This window comes from Arthrobacter sp. THG-b23 (assembly GCF_059091265.1).
This window is the reverse complement of record NZ_JBNHGM010000002.1, coordinates 108,709-124,947: the sequence shown is the minus strand read 5'-3', so window position 1 is coordinate 124,947 and position 16,239 is coordinate 108,709. Positions and strand designations below refer to the sequence as shown.

12 protein-coding genes are annotated in these 16,239 nt (G+C 68.8%); 11 read left to right on the top strand and 1 reads right to left on the bottom strand.

Annotated elements, in window-relative coordinates; all coding sequences use genetic code 11:
- Positions 1–250 precede the first annotated feature (250 nt).
- The 11 genes from AC5RVD_RS04315 to AC5RVD_RS04265 all read left to right on the top strand — a co-directional run bounded on the left by AC5RVD_RS04315 (position 251) and on the right by AC5RVD_RS04265 (position 15,113).
- A complete protein-coding gene (locus AC5RVD_RS04315; RefSeq protein WP_494126122.1) occupies positions 251–3,286 on the top strand; it encodes a phosphoenolpyruvate carboxylase in 3,036 nt (1,011 codons plus the stop codon).
- A 417-nt stretch (positions 3,287–3,703) separates the two neighbouring features.
- Positions 3,704–4,390, top strand: a complete 687-nt coding sequence (locus AC5RVD_RS04310) for an HD domain-containing protein (protein WP_494126121.1) — start codon at positions 3,704–3,706, stop codon at positions 4,388–4,390.
- Between the two features lie 160 nt (positions 4,391–4,550).
- Entirely contained in the window at positions 4,551–5,345 is a 795-nt protein-coding gene (locus AC5RVD_RS04305; RefSeq protein ID WP_494126120.1) for an IclR family transcriptional regulator, read from the top strand.
- Between the two features lie 387 nt (positions 5,346–5,732).
- Complete coding sequence (locus AC5RVD_RS04300; RefSeq protein WP_494126119.1) at positions 5,733–7,007, top strand: cytochrome P450; 1,275 nt, start codon at positions 5,733–5,735, stop codon at positions 7,005–7,007.
- A 4-nt stretch (positions 7,008–7,011) separates the two neighbouring features.
- Positions 7,012–8,190: a PEP/pyruvate-binding domain-containing protein gene (locus AC5RVD_RS04295; RefSeq protein WP_494126118.1), complete on the top strand. Its 1,179-nt coding sequence runs from the start codon at positions 7,012–7,014 to the stop codon at positions 8,188–8,190.
- A 133-nt stretch (positions 8,191–8,323) separates the two neighbouring features.
- Positions 8,324–10,192, top strand: a complete 1,869-nt coding sequence (locus tag AC5RVD_RS04290; protein WP_494126117.1) for a PEP-utilizing enzyme — start codon at positions 8,324–8,326, stop codon at positions 10,190–10,192.
- 106 nt (positions 10,193–10,298) lie between these two features.
- Complete coding sequence (locus AC5RVD_RS04285; protein ID WP_493988917.1) at positions 10,299–11,102, top strand: SDR family NAD(P)-dependent oxidoreductase; 804 nt, start codon at positions 10,299–10,301, stop codon at positions 11,100–11,102.
- 24 nt (positions 11,103–11,126) lie between these two features.
- The gene (locus tag AC5RVD_RS04280) at positions 11,127–11,447 is read left to right on the top strand and encodes a 2Fe-2S iron-sulfur cluster-binding protein (RefSeq protein WP_493988775.1); all 321 of its coding nucleotides are present in this window, start codon (positions 11,127–11,129) and stop codon (positions 11,445–11,447) included.
- 2 nt (positions 11,448–11,449) lie between these two features.
- Entirely contained in the window at positions 11,450–12,760 is a 1,311-nt protein-coding gene (locus tag AC5RVD_RS04275; RefSeq protein WP_494126116.1) for an NAD(P)/FAD-dependent oxidoreductase, read from the top strand.
- Positions 12,761–12,801: 41 nt separating this feature from the next.
- Positions 12,802–13,572, top strand: coding sequence for an HD domain-containing protein (locus tag AC5RVD_RS04270; protein ID WP_494111845.1), 771 nt, complete (start codon positions 12,802–12,804; stop codon positions 13,570–13,572).
- Positions 13,569–15,113: an aldehyde dehydrogenase family protein gene (locus AC5RVD_RS04265; RefSeq protein WP_494126115.1), complete on the top strand. Its 1,545-nt coding sequence runs from the start codon at positions 13,569–13,571 to the stop codon at positions 15,111–15,113. Before AC5RVD_RS04270 ends, AC5RVD_RS04265 begins: the two co-directional genes overlap by 4 nt.
- Here AC5RVD_RS04265 and AC5RVD_RS04260 read toward each other — a convergent pair.
- Positions 15,110–16,129: a glycosyltransferase family 4 protein gene (locus AC5RVD_RS04260; protein ID WP_494126114.1), complete on the bottom strand. Its 1,020-nt coding sequence runs from the start codon at positions 16,127–16,129 to the stop codon at positions 15,110–15,112. The two genes, AC5RVD_RS04265 and AC5RVD_RS04260, sit on opposite strands and share 4 nt — an antisense overlap.
- Between the last annotated feature and the right edge of the window lie 110 nt (positions 16,130–16,239).

The window sequence follows — 16,239 nt, the reverse complement described above, 5'->3', positions numbered from 1 at the left end:
CGAACGGTCCGGTAGGCGGGCGAACACCGCCCCCCAGTAACGTGCGGTCCCGTTAGGCGGGGCGGTCCGGCAGGCGGCGAGGCAACCGACGGGTCCCGGGCGGCGCCGAGGTAACCGGCGCCTCCCGGACTCTCTCGGCGAAAGGCGAGGCGCCGCCGTCGTACGCTTGAGGTGGACCGTGCCGAAGCTTGGAGTCCCCGGGAACGGCACGCCCGCCGCAGCCGCCCGCAGGACGCGAAAGGACGCACCCATGCCGCACTCCGCCCGCGACCGGGACCTCGACGCGAGCCTGCGCGCCGACGTGCGCCGGGTGAGCACGTTGCTGGGGGCATCGCTGGCGCGCCAGCATGGGCCGGAGCTGCTGGATCTGGTGGAGCAGGTGCGACTGCTGACCAAGGAGTCCAAGGAAGCGGCCCGCGGCGAGGGCGAGGCCACCGGGCCGTGGACGGCCCGTGAGGTGATCGACCAGGTCCGCGAACTGCTCGCGGGGCTGGACGTGGGCGAGGCCACCGACCTGGTGCGGGCTTTTGCCTTCTATTTCCACCTGGCCAACGCCGCCGAACAGGTGCACCGGGTGCGCCAATTGCGTGCCCGGCCGGAGGAAGACGGGCAGTTGCTGCGCACGGTGGCGCAGATTGCCGAGGAAGCGGGGCCCGAGGCGCTGCAGCGCGCCGTCAACCAGCTGGACGTCCGCCCCGTCTTCACCGCGCATCCCACAGAGGCGTCGCGGCGGACCGTGCTGGACAAGCTGCGCGCCATCTCCGACCTGCTGTCCACCACGACGGCGGAGGGCAGCACCGCGCGGCGGCGGCAGGACCGGCGGTTGGCCGAGATCATCGACCAGATGTGGCAGACGGACGAGCTGCGGCACGTGCGGCCCAGCCCGGTGGATGAGGCGCGCAACGCCGTCTACTACCTGGGCAACATCCTCACCAACACCATGCCGGAGCTGATGGGAGACCTGGCCGAGCTGCTCTCCGAACATGGCGTGACGCTGCCCGCCGACGGGGCGCCGCTGCGTTTCGGGTCCTGGATCGGCGGCGACCGGGACGGCAATCCGCTGGTCACCGTGGACGTGACGCATGAGGTCTTCCAGCTGCAGAACCAGCACGCGGTGCGGATCAACATCGGCTTTGTGGACGGCCTGATCGCGGTGCTGTCCAACTCGACGACGATCGTGGCCGCCAGCGACGAGCTGCTGGACTCCGTGGCCAGGGACCTGGAGAACCTGCCGGGCCTGGACGCCCGGGTGCGCGAGCTGAACGCGCACGAGCCCTACCGGCTGAAACTGACCTGCATCAAGGCGAAGCTGCTCAACACCAGTGCCCGGATCCAGCGCCGGCTCCCGCACGAGCCCGGACGGGACTACAGCTCGACGGCGGAGGTGCTGGCCGACCTGGCGCCGATCGAGCAGTCCCTGCGCGCCCACACCGCGTCGCTGGTGGCGGACGGTTCGCTGGCCGCCGTGCGCCGGGCGGTCTCGACCGTCGGACTTCACCTGGCCACCCTGGACTTCCGGGACAACGCGGGAAAGCACCACAAGGCGGTCGCGGCGCTGCTGGCTGCCCGCGATGCGGCGCGGACAGCGGCGGGTGCGACGGCGGCTGTGGGGGCCGCAAGCGCTGCGGCCGTATTGGGGACCGCGCGTGGTGGCGCGGCGTCGGGCGCGGCGGCGCACTTGGGGCCGGCGGCCGGGGGTGCTGCACCCGGATTGGGGGCGGCGGGTGGTGGCGCGGCGGCGGGTGTTGCGGCCGGGGGTGCTGCGCCGGCGGGTGTGGCGACAGCCGAGGGCGGCACGGACGCCTCGGCCGACGCTGCGGCGCCGGAAGACTACCTCGACTTGGCGCGCGGTCCGCGGCAGCAACTGCTTTCCTCGCTGCTGCTCTCGCCGGGACCGCTGGCTCCGCCGTCGTCGTTGAAAAAGAAGCGCGCGCGCACGCTGGAGGTATTCGGCGCGATCGCCGAGGCCCTGCGACAGTACGGCCCGGATGCGGTGGAGACCTATATTGTGTCCCGGGCACGCGGCGCCGACGACGTGCTGGCCGCCGCCGTGTTGGCGCGCGAGGCGGGACTGCTGGCGCTGGATGGGCCCGAGCCGAAGGCGCTGATCGGGTTCGCGCCGCTGCTGGAAAGCGTGGAGGCCCTGCGCAGCGGAGGGCGGATCCTGGACGACCTGCTCTCGGACCCGCAGTACCGCCGGATTGTGCGGCTGCGCGGCGATCTGCAGGAGGTCATGTTCGGCTACTCGGACTCGAACATGGAAGCCGGCGTGGCCACCAGCCAGTGGGAAATCCACAAGGCTCAGCTGGTGCTGCGCGACGTGGCCGCCCGGCACGGGGTGCGGCTGCGTTTCTTCCATGGCCGCGGCGGGTCGGTCGGCCGCGGCGGCGGGCCCACCTACGACGCGATCCTCGCCCAACCCAACGGTGCGCTGGCCGGCGAGATCAAGTTCACCGAGCAGGGCGAAGTCATTTCCGACAAGTACACCCTGCCGGAGCTGGCCCGGGAAAACCTGGAGCTGGCGCTCGCGGCCGTGCTGCAGGCCTCCGCGCTGCACCAAGAGCCGCGGACCTCGGAGGCCGAACGCGGCCGGTACCACGCGGCTATGGAGGTGATCTCCGGCGCGGCCTATGAGCGCTACCGCCTGCTGGTGGAGCATCCGGACCTGCCGGAGTACTTCCGGACTTCGACGCCGGTGGAGCAGCTGAGCACGGTCAAATTCGGTTCGCGCCCTGCAGACCGGACCGACGCGGACACGACCGCGGGTCCGGGGCTTGGCAAGCTGCGGGCCATCACCTGGGTGTTCGGCTGGACCCAGTCGCGGCAGATCGTTCCTGGCTGGTACGGCGTGGGCAGCGGCCTGCGGGCCGCCCGGGCCGCCGGGCTGCAGCCGCAGCTGCGCGAGATGATCAGCAACTGGCACTACTTCCAGTCCTTCATCTCGAACGTGGAGATGACGCTGGCCAAGACCGATCTGGAGATCGCGGCGCATTACGTCTCCACCCTGGTGCCTGCGCAGCTGCGGCACCTGTTCGACGACATCCGCGCCGAGTTTGAGCTGACCGTGGCCGAAATCCGGAACCTGACTGGCGAAAACGAACTGCTCGACAACCAGCCGGTGCTGCAGCGCTCGCTTCACATCCGCGACCAGTACCTGGACCCGATCTCGTACATGCAGGTGGAATTGCTGCGGCGCATCCGGACGTCGGAGCCGGATGAAGCCTTGCAGCGGGCGATGCTGATCACCGTCAACGGCATCGCCGCGGGTCTGCGGAACACCGGCTAGCGCGGGCCGGCGATGGTGGCGGAGTGGGCGTGCGGCGTCGGGGGCGTCGCGGGGCTGGATGGGCTGTCTCCGGATCGTCCGCGGGGTTGGCCGTGCACCCCCCAGCGCGCAGCTGTCCAAGTTTAGCCATAACTGTCCATGTTTCACCCGACCCACCCGCGTCTGACTAGGCATGATGCTTAAGCATCCGGTTAAATATGGACAGTCTGGTGCCGTGCCGTTTCTAAACCGCACCACCGGGGACTGTGCGCCCTCCGGCTACGCCGGGCGGTGCTTCGCCGCGACGGCCTCGGCCCGCAAAGCGACCCGCCCACCCCCCGCCGACCAACCCGCCCCTGAGCAGCCGGCCCCAGCCGACCTTCCGTCCAGCGGAACCAGGCGGTTGCCCGCCCGGCGATTGCTCGTCATGCTGTGGGCATGACCAAGCTGCTGCCCGCCGCCAACCTGTTCGGCCACGACGTCGTCGCCGCCATCGAGGCCGAGCCGGACGGCGTGGTGCACCTGGATGCGCACTTGGACCGGATCTGGCAGCACGCGGCACCGTTGCTGGCCGTCCGCGACAACGACGCCCACACGCTCTACGCCTACGGCCTGGCCCAGGCCATGCTGGCCGCCCACCCGGAGGCCGACGCCGGCGTCGTCCTTCCGGCCATCATGCTGCACGACATCGGCTGGTCCCAAGTGCCTCCGGACCAGGTCCTCTCCGCGATCGCCCCGGGCGGCGGCCGGCCCGACCTCGTGTTGCTGCACGAGAAGGAAGGCGCCCGACTGGCAGCCGGGATCCTCGAAGAGGCCGGCCACGAGCCGGAGCTCATTCCGCGCATCCTGGAGATCATCGACGGGCACGACTCGCGCAAGGAGGCCCTCTCGATCGAGGACGCGATCGTCAAGGATGCAGATAAAACGTGGCGGCTCAGTCCGCACGGCGTCGACACCGTGATGGAGTGGTTCGGGCTGGACCGCGGCCAGGCCCTCCGGCTCTGCAGCCAGCGCGTCCTGGGCCATCTCTTCACGGAGGAGGCCAAGGCCATGGCGCGCGCGCTGTCCGCGCTGGAATCGGTGACATTGTGGCCCCAGCGCCGGGCGTTGCTTGCCGACGGCTAGACTCGGATTCGGCCGGTGCGCGAGGGTACTGGCTGCGAAGCACCGGGGCGCTGACGACGGCGGTGTTCGGCTTTGCCCGGACGACGACGGCGGTGCCCGGGTTTGCCCGGACGACGACGCCCGGCTTCACGAGACCGCCGGCGGAATGTGGGAGGCAGCTATGGCCGGCGGTAGCCGAGATCCGGGACGCACGGTCACGTCCCGTGTGCTGGCCATCCTTGAAGCTTTCGAACAATCCCGCAGCGCGTTGAGCCTGACCCAGATTTCCGAGGGTTCCGGCCTGCCCTTGAGCACCACGCACCGGCTGGTCTCGGAGTTGACGGAATGGGGCTTTCTCTCCCGCGGCGCCAACGGCCGCTACCAACTGGGTATCCGCCTCTGGGAGCTGGCGCAGAACGCCGGCCGGCAACTGCGTGATGCCGCGCGCCCGTTCGTGCAGGACCTGTTCTCGCTCACCGGCGAGACGTCACAGCTGGCGGTCCGGGAAGGCCACGAGGTGCTGTACATCGAGCGCATTTACGGCACTAAGCGCGTGCCCCGTGCCTCGCGGGTCGGCGGCCGGCTGCCGATGCACGCCACCGCCGTCGGGAAGGTCATTCTTGCGTACGAGGAGGATTGGGTGCGCACCGCCTACTTGAACCGGCAGCTGGAGCGTCCCACCGCCCACACCCACATTGTTCCCGGGCGCCTGGCGGAGGAACTGGGCCAGATCCGCGAGCAGGGCTACGCCACCACGCTGGAGGAAGTCCGGCTCGGCTCTTGCTCCATCGCCGTGCCGGTCTTCCACACCGGTCGGGTCGGAGCCGGGCTGGGGCTGGTGTTGCTGACGTCGCAGGCCGCGACGATGACGCGGCACCTGCCGGCACTGCGCGGCGTCTCGACGCAGATCGAGCGCGCCACCGCGCATATCCCGCTGGAGTCCTTGCTGGGCAGCCACATCGCGCGCAAGGCCTGAGCGCCCGGCCCACAGCCCGCCGCCCGGGCATATTGCCAGCCAGCCGCACCACGCGCCACGGCGGCCGGTGGGGTCTTGCTGGGCAGCCACATTGCGCGCAAAAGCCTGCGCCCCACAGCCCGCCGCCCGGGTTAATTGGCGGGCGCTCACACACAGGCGCAGCGGCGTATGCCGGGTGGCGTCTTGCCCGGGCAGCCACACCGCACGCGCAAGGCCTGAGCCAGGGCCTGAGCGCCCCGCACATGCCAAGAGATGCTAAGCACTATTCATTTCCACTCAGTGGAAGAACCCTTTAGGCTTCGGAGAGTGACGTGGGCAACACTGGAGTCTAATCAGCCCGCCGACCGACACCGGCCACCGGCGGGAGCAAACCCCAAGGAGTTCCAGATGTCATCTTCGACCGAAACGGCAGCTTGTCCGTTCGGCCACGGTGCCGAGGCCCCCGCAGGACACCATGGCTATGAGCCGTTCCAAATGAAGGACCCGTTCCCGGCGTACACCGAGCTGCGGAACGAACAGCCCGTCATGTTTGACGAGCGCGTCGGCTACTACGTGGTTTCCCGTTATGACGACATCAAGGCTGTTTTCGAAGACTGGGAGACCTTCTCCAGCGAGAACGCCCAGGCACCGGTGCGCAAGCGCGGCCCGCAGGCCACCAAGATCATGGAAGAGGGCGGCTTCACCGCCTACTCGGGGCTTTCGGCCCGCCGCCCGCCGGAGCACACCCGGATCCGGGCAGTCGCCCAGAAGGCTTTCACCCCCCGCCGCTACAAGGCGCTGGAGCCGTTCATCCGGCAGAATGTCGTGGACCAGTTGGAAGCCATGCTGGCCCGCCCGGACCGCCGCGGCGAACTGGTGAAGGACCTGGCCTACACGGTCCCGACCGTCACGATCCTGACGCTGATCGGCGCCGATGTTTCCCAGGTGGACACCTTCAAGCGCTGGTCCGATTCCCGCGCGGCGATGACCTGGGGCGACCTCAGCGACGAGGAACAGATCCCGCACGCCCACAACCTGGTGGAGTACTGGCAGGAATGCCAGCGCCTGGTCCGCGTGGCCCACGAGGAAGGCGGCGACAACCTGACCGGCGACCTGGTCAAGGCCCAGCAGGACGGGGCGGAAATCAGCGACCATGAGATCGCCTCGATCCTCTACTCCCTGCTGTTCGCCGGACACGAAACCACCACCACCCTGATCGCCAACTCCCTGCGCGTGCTGCTGGCACGTCCGGACCAATGGCAGCAACTGGTGGAGGAACCCCGGAAAATCCCGGCGGCCATCGACGAGGTGCTGCGCTTCTCCGGCTCGATCGTCGGATGGCGCCGGAAGGCGCTCAAGGACACCGAAGTCGGCGGGGTCAAAATCCCGGAGGGCGGCGAACTGCTGCTTCTGATGGGCTCCGCCAACCGCGATGCCGGCCGCTTCGAAGACGGCGAGGAGTTCGACATCTCGCGCGGAAACGCCCGCGAACACCTGTCCTTCGGCTTCGGCATCCACTACTGCCTGGGCAACATGCTGGCCAAACTGCAGGCCAAGATCGCGCTGGAAGAGGTGGCGCGGCTGGCACCGAACCTGAAGCTGGAGAACCCCGGGGGCATCGAGTTCCGCGAGAACATCTCCTTCCGTGTCCCCGAAACCGTCCCCGTCACCTGGGAGGCCTGAGCCCATGCGCAGCAACGAATTCATCCAGTTTTTCGACGGCGGCATCGAGCCCAGGCTCGAGAACCTCGGCGGCAAGGGCGCCTCGCTGGTCACCATGACCTCCGCGGGCATGCCGGTGCCCCCGGGATTCGTCGTCACCACCGCCCAGTTTGACCGCTTCATGCAGGAAGCCGGGATCACCGAGCACATCAACCAACTGCTGGCCGGCCTTGACCCGGAAGACATCGCCCAAGTGGACGCAGTGTCCGCCTCAATCCGCGAAGACATCTGCTCCCGCCCGGTTCCGGCCGACATGCGCGCCCAGACCGTCGAGGCCTACGACGCCTTGATGTCCCGCTTCGACGCGCCGGTTCCGGTGGCGGTGCGTTCATCCGCCACCGCCGAGGACCTGCCCGATGCCTCCTTCGCGGGCCAGCAGGACACCTACCTCTGGCTGGAAGGCTTCGCCGCCGTCGGCGAACACATCCGCAGCTGCTGGGGGTCGCTCTACACGTCGCGCGCCATCATCTACCGGCTGAAAAACAACATCCCGGACGAGGGCCTGTCGATGGCCGTCGTGGTGCAGAAGATGGTTAACGCCAGGGTCTCCGGCGTCGCCATGACCCTGGACCCGGCCAACGGCGACCGCTCCAAGATCACTATCGACGCGTCCTACGGCGTCGGCGAGATGGTGGTGTCGGGGCAGGTCACGCCGGACAACATCGTGCTGGACAAGGTCACCCTGGCCCCGGTCGCCGAACACCTGGGCGACAAGCACGCCGAGCTGGTGCCCGATGCCGCCGCGCGCACCCTGGTGGAGCGGGAGGTCGACGCCGAGCGGCGGGCACGGCGCAGCCTGAACGACGACGAACTGCTCGCGGTGGCGCGGATGGCCAAGCGGGCCGAGAAACACTACAAGTGCCCGCAGGACATCGAGTGGGCGTTGGACAGGGACCTGCCCGACGGCGAAAACCTGCTGCTGCTGCAGTCCCGGCCGGAAACCGTGCACTCGTCCAAGAAGCCGACGGCATCTTCGTCCGCGGTACCGGGAAGCGGCGGATACGCCGCGGCCCTCGGTGCCGCTCCCATGACGACGGCGGCACCCGCCGGATCCGGGAACACCGGAGCCGGGAATCCAAGCCCCGCCACCGGAAGCTTCAGCCTGGGCAGCATCACTGCCTCGCTCCTGAAGCCCTCCGCCTGACCGTTCCTGCCCTGAACTGTTCCACGTTCCACCGCAAGGTAGCAAGGTTCCAACAGCTCCACCGCAAGGATCCACCGTTCCACCGAACCGCCCACCGCAGGCTCAACGCAGAGCCGCCACCGAAAGGACCGCCATGTCTATGAAGTCCTTCCCGAAGCCCTCCGAACTGCCGGTGCCAGCCGGCGCCGAGGGCTGGGAGAAGATCTACCCGTACTATCTGGTGTTCCAGGACAAGCTCAAGGAACAGGAAGACGCCAAGTTCTGGTTCTGCGACAGCCAGCACTGGCCGACCGTCTACAAGCCGTTCGAGACGATCGGCGGTGAGTTCGCGGTCAAGTGCCTGGGCCAGTACAACGCCCGCCACCTGATGATTCCCAACGCCAACGGCATCGAGTTCCGCGTGCATCTGGGTTACCTGTACATGTCCCCGATCCCGGTTCCGGAGGACCAGATCGCCGCGCGCGTCCCGCATTTCGAGCAGCGGGTGGGCCACTACTTCCAGAACTGGGAGGAACTGCTCCAGCAGTGGCATGCGAAGGTCCGCGGCACCATCGACGAGATGGAGACCATCTCCTTCAAGAAGCTGCCGGACATGGTGCCGATGGATGACATCACCACGGGCAAGGCGATGGACGGCTCCGAGGTGCTGCTGGAGAACTACGACCGGCTGATCCAGCTGGCCTACCAGAACTGGCAGTACCACTTCGAGTTCCTGAACCTGGGCTACATCGCCTACCTGGACTTCTTCAACTTCTGCAAGGAAGTCTTTCCGAACATCCCGGACCAGTCGATCGCCACCATGGTGCAGGGCGTGGACATGGAGCTCTTCCGCCCGGACGACGAGCTCAAGCACCTCGCCGTGCTGGCCGTGGAGCTGGGCCTGCAGTCCGCCTTCGGCAACACGGACGACGTCGATGCCACCTTGGCCGCGGTTCGCGCCTCCGCGGGCGGCGACCGCTGGATCGCCCGCTACGAGGAAGCCAAGGACCCGTGGTTCAACTTCACCGTGGGCAACGGCTTCTATGGGCACGACAAGTACTGGAACGAATACCAGGAAATCCCGTTGGGCTACATCGCCGACTACATCCGCCGGCTGGACGAAGGCCAGCAGATCATGCGGCCGGTCGAGGAGCTGGTGGCGGAGAAGGAACGGATCGTGGAGGAATACCGCGAACTGCTGGAAGGCGATGCGCAGGCGGTCTTCGATGCCAAGCGCCAGCTGGCCGCCACCGCCTACCCGTACGTGGAAAACCACAACTTCTACATCGAGCACTGGACCATGGGCGTCTTCTGGCGCAAGATCCGCGAGCTCTCGCGGATGATGCACGCCGAGGGATTCTGGACCGAACCGGACGACCTGCTGTACCTGAACCGGAACGAAGTCCGCGACGCGCTCTTCGACCTGGTCACCGGCTGGGGCGTGGGTGCCGAGCCGATCGGCCCCACCTACTGGCCGGAGGAAATCGAGCGCCGCCGCAAGATTGTGGACGCGCTGAAGACCGCGCGTCCGGCACCGGCGCTGAACACCCCGCCGGCCTCGATCACCGAACCGTTCACCCGGATGCTCTGGGGCATCACCACCGAACAGGTCCAGCAGTGGCTGGGCGAAGGCGAAGAGGTGGAAGGCGGCGGGCTGCGCGGCATGGCCGCGTCCCCGGGCGTCGTCGAAGGGTACGCGCGGGTGGTCCACGATTCGGACCAGCTTTCCGAGGTCCAGCAGGACGAGATCCTGGTGGCCACGGTGACCGCGCCGAGCTGGGGGCCGATCTTCGGCAAGATCAAGGCCACCGTCACGGACATCGGCGGCATGATGAGCCACGCCGCGATTGTCTGCCGCGAGTACGGGCTGCCGGCGGTGACCGGCACCGGTTCGGCCTCCACCACCATCAAGACCGGCCAGCGGCTGCGGGTGGACGGCACCAAGGGCACCGTGCAGATTCTGGACGCCGAAGAATCCGCCGAACCGGCCGTCGCCGGGCCTGGAGCACACAGCCACACCTGAGCACTCGGTATCTGAGCAGCCTCAGGCGAATTCGGTGCCGGGCCGGGCGTAGCCCGTTTCCCAAGCGGGCCCCGGCCCGGCACACCCCCAACATGAAAGCGTGACGATGACACAGCCTCCCCCCGACGCCACGGCCGGCCCCGGCTTCCTGAACCCCGACCAGGGGGCCGGCACCAGGACCGTGCTGATCACCGGAGCCGCCGGCGGTCTGGGCCGAGCCTTCGCCCTGGGCTTCGCGTCCCGCGGGTACCGGGTGGCAGCGGCCGATACCAACCTGGCCGGTGCCGAAAAGACAGCCGCGCTGGTCCGCGAAACCGGCGCGGAGGCAGAGGCCTTCGAAGCCGACGTCACCGACGTGGCCTCCACCGAGGCCCTCGCCCGGCGGTGCGCGGACTTCGGGCAGGGGAGCATCGACGTCGTCCTCAACAACGCCGCCATTTACGCCACGGTGACCCGCACCCCGTTCGAGGAGATCGACCCGGCCGAATGGGACCTGGTGATGAACGTGAACCTCAAGGGCCCCTGGCTGGTGACCCGCGCGGCCAGCCCCTACCTGCCCGACGGCGCCCGCGTCATCAACCTCTCCTCCGCCACCATCTACTCCGGCTCGGAGCAGTGGCTGCACTACGTCGCCTCGAAGGGCGGGGTGGTGTCGATGACCCGGGTGCTGGCCAAGGAACTGGGCCGGCGCAACATCACCGTCAACGCAATCGCCCCCGGCTTCACGCTCACCGAGGCCAGCTACGGGCTGATGGAGAACGCCGAGAACTACGGCGTGGACCGCGGCGCGCTCAAACGCGCCAGCCAGCCCGAGGACATCGTGGGCGCGGCGCTGTTCCTGGCCGGCCCGGACAGTTCCTACATCACCGGACAAACCATGGTGGTCGACGGCGGCCGCCAGTTCATCTGAACCACTGCAACCCGAAGGAGAACCATGCCTACGGTACATTTCACCGACGCTGAAGGCGCCGTCCGCGACGTCGAAGGCAACCCCGGCGACTCGGTCATGGAAACCGCGGTGCGCAACGGCGTGCCGGGCATCGTCGCCGAATGCGGCGGCTCGCTGTCCTGCGCCACGTGCCACGTGTTCGTCCGCGAGGACACCCTGGACCAGCTTCCGGAAATGGAAGACATGGAAGACGAAATGCTCTACGGAACGGCCGTGGACCGCCAGGAAAATTCGCGCCTGTCCTGCCAGCTCAAGCTCTGCGAGGGCCAGGACGTTTACGTCACCACTCCCGAAACGCAGATTTGATCATGGAAACCACCACCACCACGACGACGGCGGTCCCTGCCGAGGCGGCGGACGGCGCCGTGCAAACCGGGCTGCTGATCATCGGTGCCAGCCAGTCGGGAGTCCAGCTGGCCGTTTCGCTGCGGGCACTCGGCTTCACCGAGCACATCACGCTGCTGGGTGAGGAAAACCACCGGCCCTACCAGCGCCCGGCCCTGTCCAAGGAGTTCCTGCAGGGCACGGTGGAGAGCGAATCGCTGATCTTCCGGTCCAACCAGTACTGGGAGGACCACAATGTGGCCCTGGTCAAGGGCGAGCGGATCGAGCGGATCGAGAAGGAAGCGGACGGCTCCGGCGTGGCACACGCGGTCTCCGGGGCACAGTTCCCGTTCCGCCGGCTGGCGCTGACCGTCGGCGCCCGCGCCCGCAAGCTCCAGGTCCCCGGCGCCGAGCTGGACGGGGTGGTCTACCTGCGCAACGCCGACGACGCGCTGGCGCTGAAGGCCCAGCTCGAGGACCTGCGGGACGCGGTGGTGATCGGCGGCGGCTTCATCGGGCTGGAGGCCGCCTCCAGCCTGCACAAGATGGGCAAAAACGTCACCGTGCTCGAGTACGGGCCGCGGCTGATCGGCCGGGCCGTGGGCGAAGAAACCAGCGACTACTTCCTGACCGCGCACCGTGCACGGGGCCTCGACATCCGGTTGAATTCCCGCATCCGGGAACTGGTGCCGGCCGACGGCGGGGGCAGGGTGGGCGGCGTCGGACTCGAAGACGGCACCGTGGTCGCCGCCCAGCTGGTGCTGGTCGGCATCGGCGTCGTGCCGAACACCGAGCTGGCCGAGCAGCTGGGCCTGGAGGTGGACAACGGCATTGTGGTCGATCGGCACGCGCTGGCCTCCGACGGGACCACGGTGGCGGTGGGCGACGTGGCCAACATGCCCAACCCGCTGCCCGGCTCACCGGAGGGCGAGCGGATCCGGCTGGAAAGCGTGAACAACGCGATCGAACACGCCAAGGTCGCCGCCTACTCCCTGATGGGCCGGCGGGAGGACTACGCCGGAATCCCGTGGTTCTGGTCCAACCAGGCGGACCTGAAGCTGCAGATCGCCGGCCTGACACTGGGCTACGACCGGACCGTCGTCCGCCGCGACGACGAGCGCGGCAAGTTCTCCGTCCTCTACTACCGCGGCGGCCGGATCATCGCCGCCGACTGCGTGAACGCCCCGCTGGACTTCATGGCGGTCAAAAATGCGCTGGCCAAGAGCCAGAACATTCCCGCGGACGCCGCGGCTGACCCCGCCGTCGTCCTCAAGACCATCGCGACGGACGCCTGACCGCCCGCCGTGCGCGGCCGCACGACAAGGAGACCCACCCCATGAGCACCCCCGAGACACAGACCCCGGAGGCCAAAGGCAAAGCCCCAGCGTGGGCGACCGGCGGCCAACCCAACCCCGCCGACGATCCGCGCGCCGCTGCCTTCGCGGCCGCCTACCCGGTGCGGCCGCTGCCGGCCACGGGCGACGTCGACACCGCGCCCATTTCCACCACCCCGGCGGCCGCCGCCGACCTGGACCCGATCTGGCAGGCCGTGGTGCAGGAGACACGCACCCGCGCCAACGACATCCACCTGCCGATTTCGCTGGCCTTCGCCGAGCGGCTGTGCCGGGCCTACCCGCAAGCCGACGCGGAACTGGTCCGGGTAGCCGTCCTGCTGCACGACACCGGCTGGGCGCACGTGGACGAGGAACGGATCCTCTCCGAGGGGTTCACCGGCGACTGGCGCAAGGCGGCCATCCGGTTCGAGCACGAGGCCGAGGGCTGCAAGGTGGCGCGCAGGGTGCTGCCCGGCCTAGGGTATCCGGAGGAGTTCATCGACCGCGTCTGCGACATCATCGACGGCCACGACACCCGCCACGTGCCGTACTCGCTGGAGGACGCACTGGTCCGCGACTCTGACCGGCTGTGGCGGTTCGACCACGCCGGCATCGCGGTGGCGTCGTCCTGGTTCGGCATGACGCCGGCCGTCTATACCGACCGGCTCGGCGCCGAGATCATTCCGGAACTGATTACCGAGGCCGCCCTTGCCATGGGAACGGCCGACCTGGAGCGTTCCAGGGCGCTGCTGAAGACAGGAGTCATCCGATGACCACCACCCCAGGCACCGCAACCCCCGCACCGGGGGGAGCACCGACGTCGTCCGCTCCGCCTGCCGTCGCCGCGCGCTCGGCGTTGCACCTGCCCTACACGCACGTCGACGACGTCTTCGTCGACGGCGCGTGGGTCCCCGCCCGCGGCACCGGCCGCAACCCGGTGACCGACCCGGCCACCGGCGAGGTCTGGGGATCGGTGCCGGACGGCACCCCCGAAGACGTGGACGCTGCCGTGGCCGCGGCGCGGCGGGCCTTCGACTCCGGTCCGTGGCCGACGCTGGCGCCGTCCGAACGCGCGGCGTATCTGCTGCGGATTGCCGACGAAGTGGAGAAGCGGGCCGAGGAGCTCTCGCTGACCAACACCCGCGAAAACGGCTCGCCGGTGTCCGAGTCCTCCCGTGCCGCCGGCAACGCTGCGGGAATCTTCCGGTACTTCGCCACCCTGGCCGACTATCTGGAACATGAAGATGTGCGCCCGTTCCCGCTCGGCGGCGGCGAATCAGTGGTGCGTCGGGATCCGGTGGGGGTGTGCGGGCTGATCGCGCCGTGGAACTTCCCGATCAACCTCATGGTCATCAAGCTGGCGCCGGCGCTGCTGGCCGGCTGCACCGTGGTGATGAAACCGGCCTCGCCCACGCCGCTGTCCTTCCGCCTCATCGTCGACGCCGTGGCCGCCGCCGGAGTGCCGGCCGGCGTGGTCAACCTGGTCACCGGATCCGGCAGGCTCGGCGACACTCTGGTCAAGCATCCCGGCGTGGACAAGGTCGCCTTCACCGGTTCCACTCCGGTGGGACGCCGGATCGCCGCTGCCTGCGGCGAGCTGCTGCGTCCCGTCACGCTGGAACTCGGCGGCAAGTCCAGCGCGGTGGTGCTCGAGGACGCCGACCTGGACGAGATGTCGAAGGTGCTGATTCGCTCCAGCATGCGCAACACGGGCCAGACCTGCTACATCTCCAGCCGCATCCTCGCCCCGGCCTCGCGCTATGACCAGGTGGTGGACATGGTGACGGCGACCATCGCCGCCGGCGTCCAGGGCGACCCGCTGGACCCGGCCACCGATTTCGGCCCCTCCGCCACCGAGTCGCAGTACCGGACAGTGCTCGAGCATCTGGAGGCGGCCAGGGCCGAGGGAGCCCGGGCCACCACCGGCGGGCGGGCCGCGCGGCTCGGTGGCGGGCTCGAGGGCGGTTACTTTGTGGAGCCCACCGTGTTCGCCGACGTGTCACCGGACATGCGCATTGCCCGCGAGGAGGTCTTCGGGCCGGCCCTGGCCGTGTTGAAGTACACGGATGTGGACGAAGCTGTGGCGCTCGCGAACAACACCGGGTTCGGCCTGGGCGGACTCGTGTTCGGCCAGGACCAGGACGCCGCGCTCGCCGTGGCCGACCGGATGGACACCGGCTCGGTGGGCATCAATTTCTTCGCCTCCAACCACTCCGCCCCGTTCGGCGGCAGGCACGACTCGGGCCTCGGCACCGAGTACGGGATTGAGGGACTCAACGCCTACGTCAGCTACAAGTCCATCCACCGCCGCTAGGACTGTCCGGCCAGCAGCCGGGCGTAGAGGTCCAGGTGGTCCGCCGTCATGCGTGCCGCGCTGAAGCGATCCTCGGCGGCGGCGCGGCAGGCGCGGCGGTCCAACGAGGCCGCCTGGGGCAGCAGCTTCGCCAGCTCCCGATGGTCCTCGGCCAGGTGCCCGGTGGCGCCCGGCTCGACGATTTCCGGGGCGGCTCCCCGCGGTGTGGCGACCACGGGGGTCCCGGCGGCCAGGGCCTCGATCATGACGAGGCCGAAAGGTTCGGCCCACTGGAGGGGATTCAAGAGGGCCACCGCCTCGCCCAGCAACCGGTATTTGTCGCCGCCGGCGACTTCGCCGACGAACTCCTCATCCGGCCCGAGCATGGGTTCGATGACGTCATGGAAATACCGCAGTTCCTCGGGTTCGCGCATCTTGGCGGCGATTTTCAGCGGCATCCCCGCCAAGCGCGAGATCCTGATGGCCTCGGCGATGCCCTTGTCCGGGCACATCCGGCCCAGGAAACAGGCATAGCCGCCCCGGCCCCCGCCCACCGGCACCGCGGCGGTATCTATGCCGTGGTGAATGACGGCGGCCACGTCGAGGCCGGTACCGGCGACCTGCTGGTGGGAGATCGCGACGAGGGAGACATGCCGTGCGGCGGCGCGGTAGATACCGGTTAGCTGCGCGGTAAGCCCGGTGTGGATCGTCATGACCCCCGGAACCCCGGCCGGCCGGTCCCTGTAGAACGGCCCCACCAGGGTGTGGTCGTGGATGAGATCCACCCCGTGAAGCCCCTCATATGCCCGGATGACGTGGTTGAGCTCCGACCAGCTCGTTCCGATGGCATCCGGATCAGACGGCTCCGTGCCGGGCACCAGGGGAACGGGGCATTTGCTGTCGGCAGCGGCGGCCAGCAGCACGTCGTGCCCCGCGTCCGCGAAGCCGCGGGCGAGGATATCAACGACCTGTTCGATACCGCCATAGCCGTATGGCGGAATGGGAAACCACGGTGGCGCGATCAGCCCGATACGCATCGTTGGCCTTTTCTCCCGGAGGAGGTCCAGCGTACGACAGGGCAGCGCGGGTTGGCGAGGCGCATCTGCGGCGCCTGCGGACCTGCCCAGCGGCGGCCGGTCAGCAGCCG